Annotated in this window: 9 protein-coding genes; 3 read left to right on the top strand and 6 right to left on the bottom strand. The window is 47.4% G+C overall.

Translation table 11 applies throughout. From position 1 onward, the window contains the following. Positions 1–273: 273 nt before the first annotated feature. From OXN25_14480 to OXN25_14455, 6 genes are all read right to left on the bottom strand, one after another. Positions 274–1,422 carry a type I restriction enzyme HsdR N-terminal domain-containing protein gene (locus OXN25_14480; protein MDE0426060.1) on the bottom strand — a complete coding sequence of 383 codons (1,149 nt, stop codon included), beginning with the start codon at positions 1,420–1,422 and terminating at the stop codon, positions 274–276. Continuing rightward, positions 1,419–1,673, bottom strand: coding sequence for a type II toxin-antitoxin system HicA family toxin (locus OXN25_14475; GenBank protein MDE0426059.1), 255 nt, complete (start codon positions 1,671–1,673; stop codon positions 1,419–1,421). The genes OXN25_14480 and OXN25_14475 overlap by 4 nt, the downstream gene beginning before the upstream one ends. A gap of 66 nt (positions 1,674–1,739) precedes the next feature. Then, on the bottom strand, positions 1,740–3,449 hold the full coding sequence (locus tag OXN25_14470) for an NFACT RNA binding domain-containing protein (GenBank protein MDE0426058.1): 1,710 nt from the start codon (positions 3,447–3,449) through the stop codon (positions 1,740–1,742). A gap of 11 nt (positions 3,450–3,460) precedes the next feature. After that, a complete protein-coding gene (locus tag OXN25_14465) occupies positions 3,461–4,399 on the bottom strand; it encodes a dihydrodipicolinate synthase family protein (GenBank protein ID MDE0426057.1) in 939 nt (312 codons plus the stop codon). Between the two features lie 12 nt (positions 4,400–4,411). After that, complete coding sequence (locus tag OXN25_14460; protein MDE0426056.1) at positions 4,412–5,227, bottom strand: DUF5683 domain-containing protein; 816 nt, start codon at positions 5,225–5,227, stop codon at positions 4,412–4,414. Between the two features lie 17 nt (positions 5,228–5,244). Next, positions 5,245–6,369 carry a PorV/PorQ family protein gene (locus OXN25_14455; GenBank protein MDE0426055.1) on the bottom strand — a complete coding sequence of 375 codons (1,125 nt, stop codon included), beginning with the start codon at positions 6,367–6,369 and terminating at the stop codon, positions 5,245–5,247. Positions 6,370–6,642: 273 nt separating this feature from the next. On the opposite strand from OXN25_14455, the gene OXN25_14450 reads away from it, so the two are divergent. The 3 genes from OXN25_14450 to prfB all read left to right on the top strand — a co-directional run bounded on the left by OXN25_14450 (position 6,643) and on the right by prfB (position 11,669). Continuing rightward, on the top strand, positions 6,643–8,835 hold the full coding sequence (locus OXN25_14450) for a DUF5916 domain-containing protein (protein ID MDE0426054.1): 2,193 nt from the start codon (positions 6,643–6,645) through the stop codon (positions 8,833–8,835). Between the two features lie 31 nt (positions 8,836–8,866). After that, positions 8,867–10,543, top strand: a complete 1,677-nt coding sequence (lnt, locus tag OXN25_14445) for an apolipoprotein N-acyltransferase (GenBank protein ID MDE0426053.1) — start codon at positions 8,867–8,869, stop codon at positions 10,541–10,543. A gap of 18 nt (positions 10,544–10,561) precedes the next feature. Further along, positions 10,562–11,669, top strand: a protein-coding gene (gene prfB, locus OXN25_14440) for a peptide chain release factor 2 (protein ID MDE0426052.1) whose coding sequence is annotated in 2 segments (ribosomal slippage) — positions 10,562–10,630 and positions 10,632–11,669 — 1,107 coding nt in all. Because the reading frame shifts where the segments join, the coding sequence is not laid out codon by codon here. The last annotated feature ends 280 nt before the right edge of the window (positions 11,670–11,949 follow it).

Raw genomic sequence — 11,949 nt, 5'->3', positions numbered from 1 at the left:
TTGCCGCTAACAAGGATTTAACCAATCCCAAAACTACTTATTGCGAAAATAAATAGACACGCCCTGATGGACAAGATTGTCAGGTTCCCCTGATAAGGGCGGGGAATGCCATACGGAATTCATACCCCAGTTCATGCTACACAGGATGAATGCCGTTGACTCTGATTGGTTAGGGGTTGAGTGTGCCCCCAGGGGGTCTAATTAATTCTAAACTTTACCACAAATGTCCCTGGTAGATTGATAGGAAAGGACTTATAGCAGGCATCAACAAAATCAATTTCCACGATGTTTATTATAGGCAAATTCAAGAACAGGAAGAAGTTCTGATATATCTCCAGGGACAACATAATGAGCTTGTCGGGCATGAGTGTGATAATAGACAATCTCGCAACCATGCTGATGTCTCAATTTTTCCACATCTTCTTTCGACACTTTGACAAAGAGCCTAAAAGGGGTGTAATCAAAGTGGATTCCATGGATAAGCATTTCTCTTCGACGTGCTTTACCTCTTAACCAAAAACCACAGTAACGTTGCGTGAATTTTTCCTCCAATCCCCAATCTGATTTTCTTGCTAAGACCTGAGCTGATGAAACATATCTATAAAACTCCCTGACTTTTTCTGGAGGGTAGTTTTCATGATAGTAATTCCTCACATTCTGTGGGACAGATTTTTCTATTACCTCTTTGCCCTGCCATGCTTCTTCCGCTTCTTTCGTTGCCAACCCTGATGATACATTGCATTTCAAGAGATATTTTTTTAAATTGAATACTGCAGCATCCAGATTTTCATTATCAATATCACAGAAAATTCTACTTCTCACAGGCACACCCTTCTTCCCTGAGAGATAAAAACGCCATATTTTCCCGTTAGTAAGAGCTGCAATAGGCACATTTGAGTTAGAGGCATAGTTCACAATTTGATCTTCGTGTCTCTCAAGTGGTTCGTTCCACTTTTTGCACTCAATAAATAATACAGGTCTTTGTCCTATTTTTAGAGCATAATCAACATTTCCATTTCCGACCCTATATTCTGGCAAAACTTCCATAGACGCTAAATTGGTATCATCCCACCCCAAAGCCCGTAGAATTGGTAGAATAATGTATTCTTGAGTTGTCGCCTCATTGGCACCTGCTAAGCACCGCTTATGTGCAAGGATATGCGCTATAGTGCTTCTCAAATCAGGTATCTCAGGGTTCATCTGAATCGTGAATTCATGTGCGAAAGGCTTTTCCGGTACTTTTCCTTGTTCCCCGCAAAATTCAAGGTAACCTTCTATTGACTTTTGCATCTCTTCGCGCAGTTCGTTTACAGAGGCTCCATAGAATGAGATTACGTCATTGGTATTAATCACAGTTCCATGAAAAAGATCGATCTCTGGATCAAAATCAATAGCCCCGATATAGCCTTTATATTCAATCATAGCGTAATCCCCACATTCTCAAGAAACTTTCTTAGGTCTCTAACTGCTCCTTTATCCATATTCGGACTCGGATGCGGACGATGAAAGTAAGCGACACACCCTTTAAGGGAAACACCAACTCTCGATCCTTCACGCTCATATAGAATAGCACCCAAATTTTTCAACAAAGCTTCAACATTCCGCCATTTGATATTCCCGGAAATCGGATGCGCGAAGATTGCATTCAATGTTCTTTTGTGACGCTTATTCATTAGTACCCGTCTAAACCTATGTCTACACAATAATGATACTCAAAAACTTTTAAAAAATCAAGAGTTTTACGCTTTCGATTTCGGCACAGCAGGCTCCACATACAACGTCTTCTCACGCGTATAATGCACATACCCCGCAACATTCCCCTTACGCTTCACCACATACCGCGCCCACGTATAATCAACAGGGACGTTGCTGGCATGATGCGCTTTGCTGTAATAAGCGGCAAGTTGCGCGGCTTGCAATAACGTCGGCATCGGAATATCTTGTCGGTTCTCCGGGTTACGGATGATAACATGCGACCCGTGAATCTGTTTGGCATGGAGCCACATATCACGCGGTTTGGCAATCTGACGCAAAAGCAGATCGTTCGATTGGCTGTTCCGACCGACATATATCTGAAACCCGTTGGTAGAGGTATACCTTCGGAAAGGACCTTCACTGACATCCTGTTTCTGCTTTCCGTGCTGGGATGCCTTAATATAGCCGTTTTTAACAAACTCAGCGCGCAGATGCCGCAACGCTTTTAAAGTGTCAGCATCCTCCAATTTGGAAGCATACAGCCGGAGTGTCTCCTGTTCCGCTTCCAAGTCTGAAATTAACTGCAGGATACGCGAGCGTCCGCGTTTCGCCTTCGTGTATTTCTTGAAATAGGCTTGCGCATTGTCGGAAGGTGTCTGTTCAGGATTAAGTGGGATTGATAGCATCTCTAATTCAGGACTGTAGTAGTTTTGCAATTCGACCTCTGTTTGTCCACGGGTAATAGCATGTAAATTGGCGAGAAGCAATTCACCTTGAATGCGATAATCTTCAGATTTTTCGGCACGTTCTAAGTCCTTACAAAGTCCATCCGCTTTCCGTTGGCGTAGGTTCCCTTGTCTCTTCAACGCCTGTGTGAGGGCACGCCGTTCCGAATCCATCTGCGCCTTCAGTGTAATTGCACCGTAATATGCACTGAGTGCCTCGCTCATTGTGTCAAAGGGTTGGCAGGAGGCGTGCGGGAATTGATATAACGGCAGCGGTGCCGCTGCAACCGGTTCCCTACTATCCATAAACAGTTGTGGTGTGGTATGCTCAGAATCGAAATAAGCAATAACCTGCTGATAGGCAGCCCAGAGTCCTGCATCCGTTGCCCGTGCGACGACCTCTTTTGAGAGTGTCGGACCGAAACCGTCAATCTTATTAAAAAGCTGCCGCCAACTCACCTGTTCCCGTCCACCGGTGAGTTCAGCAAACGCCGCCTCGTCTAACATTAGCGGATCTGCCTTCTCCTGTTGCGGCGGTAAGGTGTAGGTCTCACCCGGCAAAATTTCGCGATGCCGACTCATTGTCTCATCAATACGCTTGAAACTTTCCAAAATCCGATCATCTGCTGTGTCGATGAGGATGATGTTGCTATATTTGCCCATGAATTCTGCGATAAGGGCTTTTGGAGAGGGTTGGATAGGGTCGTCGGAGACAGATTGGACGGTTATCTTAAGTATCCGATCCCAACCGATTTGCTCAATCGCAGTAATTGTGCCACGCCTGAGATGCGTTGCGAGGAAATCGGCAAGGTAAGACTGCTTCTGTCCAGGTGGTGGTTTCTCAATGAGATGTGCCCGGGCATGCAGTGAATGCGCCGATAAGGTCAGCCAATGCGTTTCTGCCCCGCGACCGACCTTGAACGAAAAGGTGTCCGCATTCGCCTGTTCAATGTGGCGAATCGTCGTGCCTACAAGCGCATCGCGGAGCTCATGAACTACATGGCGGAGGGCTAAACTATCAAAAGACATGTTCCTTGTCCCTAATGATACGGCTTTAAGTCGGGCATCACTTTGCGGAGTTGTTCCTGAATTTCAGAAGGAACGCGCGGATTAAACGGACCACCAGCCCCCGCCTCAATATCATTAAAACCACTGAGGAGCATCGCTTCAACGACAGCGGAGTAATTGTAGACGCGTTCGTTCATGAAACGGATTTCTTCAAGTGGTGCGATGTCGGCTTCAATGCGTGCCGAGGTTTCATAATCCCCACGCCGTTGGGCATTGTTAATCTCATCCGAGGCACGCGCAAAGGCGACCGCAATACCAGAGGTATGTCCTTTCGTTCCCAACTGCGCCGGACGCGTACATCTGTCTCCGATACCCCACATCACGATCCCACTGTCGCCAACACCTTCTACGAGTGCTTCCACATCTTCTTCACCCGTTCCAATCTTTACCCCGACGAAGTGCGGAGAATCGTTGAGTAGGCGGATAACGGCGGAGAGATCGCGTTTCTGACGGAAATAATAGAGAAAACGCGCACCACAAGCAGCGCCATACGTCTCACCGAGTTTCATGTACTCTTCATAAATCCCTTCTGGATTCGAGACACCCGTTAACGGCATGAGCAGATACACATCCGGTGGTCTTTGGAGTTCGCTCTGTGCTTCGATGAGTTGACCGGCTTGGCGGATAGGATTCGGGACAATGCCAGACATGAGGATACCGTCATCTCCTATTTGCTGTCCGGTTTTGTCAATCAATCGGAGCTGCTCTGTTTCACTAATGTGATGGATGAGACTTGTTCCAGCAATAGCGATGACGCGCTTTCGTCCTTGGTCGAGGTAGTTATTGCGCATCAAATAGTCAATATTTTTCGCATGCCCAATGTAATCAATTTTGTCATTTTTGAAAGGAATAATAGGAATCGCAGTAACCGAATTGAGATCTTCTAAAAGTTGTGGTATCTCTGATGGCATAGGTTTCTCCTTTTAAAATCTTTTTCGCAGGACCAGCACCCCGGCGAGTGTTCCCGTTGATGTGTCAGTTTGTACATCTATCTTAAATGTTCCTGTTTCTGCCTGTGTTAGCGAATTTTGCAAGCGCGTATTGAAACGTTTCGTTGTAATGCGTGCTTCTACAGCACTGACGACGTGGTTGAGGATCGCCATGCCTAACACTGTACGGGCAAGTTGAAAGGTGTCGTTGGCTTGCTGCCGTAAGTCGAAAGCCGCCAAACGATTCGGCGAATCAAATTCGATGTCTACGTCGGCTTCGTCTTTAAAGGATCTCGCATCGTCCCAGTACCATTTGCCAGTGCGCTTCCGAGTCTCCTCTGAATCGTAAACGTGGTCCCAATTCTCATATTGCGTGGCGTGTTCAAAATCTTCAATCGGGTCCCAATCCTCAAAGGAGCCAGGACCGTCAAAGATTACATGCTGTCTGACGAGATCGCGATAATCCTCGCGCGTGTTTGTGGCAGTGTTTCGGAGAACAAAGTAGGTTGCGAGCAGTCCTACCTCCGCAGCTATATAAACATAGCCGCGCTTGGCACCGGTGTAGAGTTGACCCATGCCGGGAACGATGAGTGAATAGAGGAACGCTTCGTTCGGAGACTTCCGCGGTTGTAACCCCTGTGTCGCCTCCATAGTAACAGCAGATTGATTGGCGAGTGTACGCGTACCGAGCGCGGAATCCAAATAGAAAGCCGTGAACAATGGCGCATTGGAACTTTCAAATGCTAAACAGACACCAGACGACAGACTGAATATTAGCAGGATCGTTAGAATATAGGTGTTGAACTTCAATTTTTATCGTACCCCTTCTAAAAGATGAACATCGCAGTGGTTTCATAGAGTCGCGCGCGGCTTGGACCAAAACTCGGTCCGATTGTAAAGTCGATATTGAATAGATAGACCTGGACCCCGATACCGGCGGTAATGTGATCTGTCCAATCTGGCAAGTGAATGCCGGGTTCAGATTTGTAGCCGACCCGTAATGCCAATATACCACCGAGCCAGTACTCCAAACCGAGATTTTTTTGAAGATGTCGCCATTCAAACGCCCGGATACCGACGCCGCGATCGGAAAGCAACTGCTCCGACGTGAGTTTCTCTTCTCTTTCAGCGTTAAGCCGGTCCAAGTCTACAGCTAATTCATGTTCATCTTCTGTCAACTTATCAATATACGCTGTAATACCACTCACAAGGCGGAGGTGATTATACCTATCTTGGTAGAGACTCATTGAAGTCCCGAGCCGTAAAAATCGAGGTAATGGATCCGCTTGGTTCTCGTCAATAAAAGAGATACCCGGGCCGACGTTCTGGATTGCGGCACCGACCGTTGTGGGTATAAGATCGAAAGGAAGGAGGTATTGCATACCGAGATCCACAGCATAAGAGGTGCCGCTTTCGCGGCCAAGGACCATCCGAATCATCTTGCCGTTGATACCTGCCGATAAGGATTCCGTAATCCGATCGGCATAAGAGAATGTCAAAGCGAAGTTCGTGCCGAGACTCTCCTCACGCAGAACGTCAGGAGAGTCGGATGTCACCGCGATCGTCCCCTGTCCTTGCATCTGGAGGGTTGCCCCGACAGTTCCAATATCTCCGAGAGGCATCGCACCAGAGATAAAAGTATAGTATAAGCCTTCGCCTGCCTCTCCGAAAGGCGCGCTGTAATCGGTATAAAACATTGAGGCTTGCCCGGCTTCCTTGCCGGAGCGGAGTTTGCTCTCAGGCATATCGGCAAGCCCACTCGGATTCCAGAGCGATGTCGTCACATCACCAGACATCGCAGAAAAAGCATCTCCGAGTGCCCGTGCCCGTGCCCCGCCGCCAAGGTTCAAGATTTGCGCACCTGTCCGTCCAGGTCCAGCCAATGCGGCGACTGGCAGAAAAATGGCAGTCAATAAAAGTAATATGAAGATTTTGCGTCTAAAACAGCCCACTGAACTATAGCTCCTCTTTGTTTAATTTTATTTTTACGCGTTCAACACTTAATATGATAACGCAATTGGCTATAGAAACGCAAATCCATTTAATTCGGTTTACATCGGCAGATCAGAAGATTAGCACAGAATACCGAAAAGTGCTTTTCACTCGAAGGGTTTCTGCCTAAAATGAAGATAAACGCTCACTTTTTCGCCTTGACAGAAAAACCATTCTCTGCTAAAATCGTAAAATAGACCGATAGCAAAAGGAGGCACTCAAGACATAAACCAATGCGAACAATTAGGGCACGACTTGCCCGCCCATATCTAATATTAGCAGCCTACCTCGTCCTCTGTTTGTGGAATCTTCGGGTATCGCCTGCTGACACAAATAATGATGTCCCCGAAATCCAGACGAACCGAACGATTAAAGCCGTCCGTATTGAAACACCTCCAAAAATCGATGGAAAATTGGATGACCGCTGCTGGCAAAAGAGTGCCAAGACTGGTGAATTGCTCCAATTTGAACCGCAGCGTGGAGAACTTGCAACGCAGCCAACCACCATCTACGTTGCCTACGATGCGAATAATCTCTATATCGCATTTGAATGTTTCAAAACCGACATGAGTCGGCTCGCTGCGAACCTAACACGACGCGATTCCTTTTTCTTCTCCGATGACCAGGTCGAGGTCCTCATCGACACCTTCCTTGATGGCAGGAACTGCTACGCCTTTGCCTTGAACCCTCTCGGGACACAAACCGATCGGAGACTCATTAATGAGGGGTCAAATCGGCGCACGGGGCAGTCTATGATTGGTACCGCCATTTCGTGGGATTGCGATTGGCAAGGTCAAGCCAGCGAAGAAACAGATAAGTGGACAGCAGAATTCGCTATCCCGTTTGCCGAACTCCGATTCCCAAAAGGGATGGACACGGCAACTTGGGGCATCAACTTCTGGCGCAACGATGAAGTCCCAGCAGAAGAACAGACGTGGGCAGATATCGGAGAACGCCAATATGCTGTGTCAAGATTCGAGCAACTCACCGACTTACCAATTGCAGATCTCGTTACAAAACGACCCGTGAAGTTCAAACCTTACGCCACGCTCAGACCACAAGTGCGGCACCCCGTTGAAGGTGAAACAACCACCGCACTGCAACCAGACGCTGGGTTAGACCTTCGGTACCCCATCGCAGACTTCACAATTGATTTGACCTTAAATCCAGACTTCGCGCAAATTGAGGCGGATCCGGATCTCGTAAACCTTACGGACATCCCGCTGCGTTTCCCAGAAAAACGCCCATTTTTCCTTGAAGGCAACGAACTCTTTCAGATGCCTCTGGATCTATTCTACAGCCGACGGGTTGAAAACTTACTCGGTGGTGGAAAAGTTATTGGAAAATACAACAAATACAACATCGCTTTCATGGGTGCCGTCGCGGGACCAGAAGACTCAGAGAAAGAGGTAGACACTGGCGAACTGCCACTCGCTGACTATAACTACTCCGTTCTTCGATTGCAACGAGAAGTCGGCAAAACGTCATCTGTCGGGTTCTTAGGCGTTAACAAACAACGCGGTGGCACGTATGACCGAGCGGGAGGACTTGACGCACGCATTCAACTCCCTGCTGCTACAAGCCTTAATCTGGAATACGCAAGAGAATGGAAAGCCGGTGGACTCGACATGCCAGAGAGCACTGCTGACGATCTTATCTTTGTGCAACTCGCACGACGGACGAATGTGTTCTCAATAGATGCTATCTATGCAGACATCGGTGAGCATTTTAATCCCGAAACCGGTTTCGTCCCACGCGTAGATAGACGTGGCGTGATTATCAGAAGCCGCTATAACAAACAATACAAAGGTGCTGTTGAAAGACTTCGCGGTGAAGTCGAATACGAACGCCTCGTCAACCACGCAGGCGAACTCACGAATCACAGGGCGGGTTTTAGTGGACTTTTCGGGATCTACGATTTCTTTTTCCTTATCGGACCTGAATGGTACAATCACATTGACGACGACGATGACCAACTCTATGAGGACAGAACCGCCCGTTTCTTCGTCGGATGGTTTCCACCGAAATACGTGCAAATCCGAAACACCGGTAACTTCGGTCTACGTAATGACAAAAACATCTTCTTTATCCGACCGGAAATTACCATCCGACCAACTGCCAAACTCAGTTTTGAGCTCATTTTGCAAAGACTCCATGAAAGGGAACCAGATGCAACAGTATGGCAGCTGACGGAATGGACGCAACGTTTGGTCGTGAATTACCAGTTCGCACAGCGTATGTACGCAAGGGCAAGTGCGGAATTTACCATCGAAGAAGAACGCCGAGTCTTCGCACTCTTTGCTTATGAATATCGTCCTGAAAGCAATTTCTTTATCGTCTACAATGACAACCGTGATGTCGAAGGAGACACTGAACGCATTGTATTTATCAAAGTCTCCCATTTGCTGAAAACAGATCTTTTTTAATAGCAAACCGCGAATCGCGAACCGCCACTTAATGGAGGACACTCCCACGGAAAACTTTCTGAAACGTCATCAGCCCTGGATGCTGGCGGCACTCTCAGCAATCCTGCTATTTCTCAGTTTCCCCAATGCCAACCTTTTCCCGTTCGCTTGGGTTGCGCTTGTACCATTTTTCATCGCCTTCAGGGATACCGCGAATGGAAAATCGGCTTTCTGGATCGGTTACCTCACGGGTTTTCTATTCTTCGGCGGATTGCTTACCGCTATTGCTCTTCTCTACCCGTATGCGAACATCTTCGCCACGATGGTCGGTTACCTGCTCCTCGTGGGTTACACTGCCCTCTACTTCGCTGTTTTTCCGGTCCTGATGCGAATCGTGCCGTGGCGTTCGGGTCTACTGTTTCCAGTCGCAGCAGCCGCTATCTGGACGGCACTCGAATGGGTGCGGAGTTGGTTAATGACAGGATTCCCTTGGGGCAGCATCGGTTACTCGCAATGGAACAACCCACTTGGCATACAAATCGCTTCGCTTGTTGGTGTACACGGCATCAGTTTCGTTATCGTGTTTTTCAACGCCGGTATTGCCACGATGCTTTGTAACCGCCATCGGTGGCGACAGGAGATACCCGCCTTAGTTCTACCGCTAATTTTGACGCTGCTCTGCTTTGGTTACGGTGCCTTTCAACTCCGAGATGCATCCTCTATAGACAGAGATTCGGACATCACTGCTTCTGAAACCTCCCAAACTTTAAACATCGCACTCATCCCCGGCAATATCTCACAACTTGAGAAATGGGATATCCGTCAATTTCCACAGATATTGCAACGCTATATCAACCTAACACATATAGCAGGTCAGGAAAATCCGGATCTCATTGTGTGGCCCGAAACAGCCATAAGAAGCGAAGCACTGACAGGCGAGTGGCCCACCTACTATAGAAGATTCCTCCTAATGCTTCGCGATATAGCAACCCCAATACTCATCGGGACAGCCAGTGAAGGCGACGAAACACATGAGACAATAGGTAAGTTTTACAGACGCGCTACAGAGAAAGAGAAGGATGCCAACATATACAACCGAGTTTTGTCAATAGCCCCAGATGGAAAGATAGCCGGCGGATACGCGAAGATGCACCTCGTTCCATTTGGCGAATATGTGCCACTCACAGATCTTCTCCCTGACTTCATTCCGAACTTCATCCAATTTAAACCCTTCGCTCACGGAAAATCAGTAAACCTTTTACCGGTGTTTAACGTTAAAAACAATACAGGAGATGAAAAAATAGAAATTGGTGCTTCGATCTGTTTTGAGTCGGTATTTCCAGACGAATTTCGTAGACCCGTCCAAAAAGGCGCGCAAGTGATGGGAATCTTCACAAACGATGCTTGGTTCAAAGGAACCGCTTTCCCTGAACTGCACTTGTCGATGGCACCCTTTCGCGCCGTTGAGAACCGAATCACGGTATTCCGTTGTGCGAATGGTGGATTTACATGCGTCGTAGATCGGTTCGGTAGGATAACAACTCCTTCAATAACACCAGGCACGACGCAACAGGTAGTTATGGCATCCGTTCCACTTCTTTCATCTTCAGCGCATAAATATACACTTTATACTCGCTATGGCGATTGGTTTCCGATGCTTTGCGCAATCATCTGTATTGGATGGTTCGGCAGTCAAATCGTCCTCCGATTCCGCCGTAGAGATGCCTAACGACTCACGAGGAGCAACATGCTTGTAGATTTACAAACACAGGTTGAAGAGATGCATACCCGCCTCTTAGAAATCGGAGGTTATCTTTGACCTGGCAGAAAAACGAAAAGAATTAACTGAACTCGAAGAAGCAACCGCCGCGCCAGATTTTTGGGGCAATACCCAACGGGTCCAAGAAGTTAACCAACGGATCTCTGTCCTCCGAGATAAAATCGGTGCTTACGAAGCACTCAATCTCAAAATTGAAGACATCCAAATCCTACTCGAACTTGCGAGCGAAGAAAACGATGCCAGTCTACATACCGAAATTGCAGATGGATTAGAGGGTATCGCAAGTCAGCTTGAGCAGATGGAACTCCAATTAATGCTAACGGGTGAGTTTGACGAGAATAACGCAATTCTCAACATACACTCTGGGGCAGGGGGCATTGACGCACAAGACTGGGCAGGCATGCTGATGCGGATGTACCTCCGCTGGTGCGACCAACGTAGCTATCAGACGGAGATCGTCGATCTCGCCGCTGGAGATGAAGCCGGTATCAAAAGCGCGACCATCCTCGTTAAAGGTCCCTCAGCCTACGGCTACCTACAGGCTGAATCCGGCGTACATAGGCTCGTCCGATTGTCCCCCTACGACTTCAACAAACGCCGACATACCTCTTTTGCTGCTATCGACGTTATGCCTGAAATCGACGATTCTGTCGAAGTCGATATTCAAACAGAAGACCTCCGAATAGACTTCTATCGGGCAAGTGGTGCAGGTGGACAGCACGTCAATGTCACAGACTCAGCCGTTCGGATTACACATAAGCCTACTGGGATTATTGTCCAGTGCCAGAACGAGCGTTCTCAGCACAAAAACCGAGAGATCGCAATGAAACTGCTCCGTTCGCGCCTTCATGAAAAATACAGGGCAGAACGCGAAGCAGAACTTTCAAAACAGCGCAGCGAACGTCTCAATATTGACTTTGGAAGTCAAATCCGGTCTTACGTGCTACATCCGTATCAACGCGTCAAGGATTTACGCACGAACGTCGAAACCGGGAACGTTAACGCTGTATTAGATGGGGCTTTGGATGCATTCATCGAAGCCTATCTGAAAATGAAGGCACATGTTAGGAGTTAGTTGTTGGTTAAGAGGTTCGTGTGAATAATTCACGCCTTCTTTGAGTACTCCAAACTCAAGTTGACTGTTACTTCTTAAAAGACAGCTCTTAACTAAAAACTATTAACCAACAACTATTAACTAAAAGCGGTCTGCGGTTCGCTATTCGCTATTTTAGGTTGCTTTATGCGCCAAAGTGAAGTATAATTACTATAAAGCAAATATCTGGGCAAGACCCTCTAATACGTAGGTAGTGTTTACATTGTGTAAGTTATTGACATTTTTGTTAGGTTTTGGTAGA

This window comes from Candidatus Poribacteria bacterium, assembly GCA_028820845.1.
Lineage (GTDB): Bacteria > Poribacteria > WGA-4E > WGA-4E > WGA-3G > WGA-3G.
The sequence above is the reverse complement of the archived record's forward strand: the minus strand, read 5'-3'. Positions and strand labels throughout refer to the sequence as shown.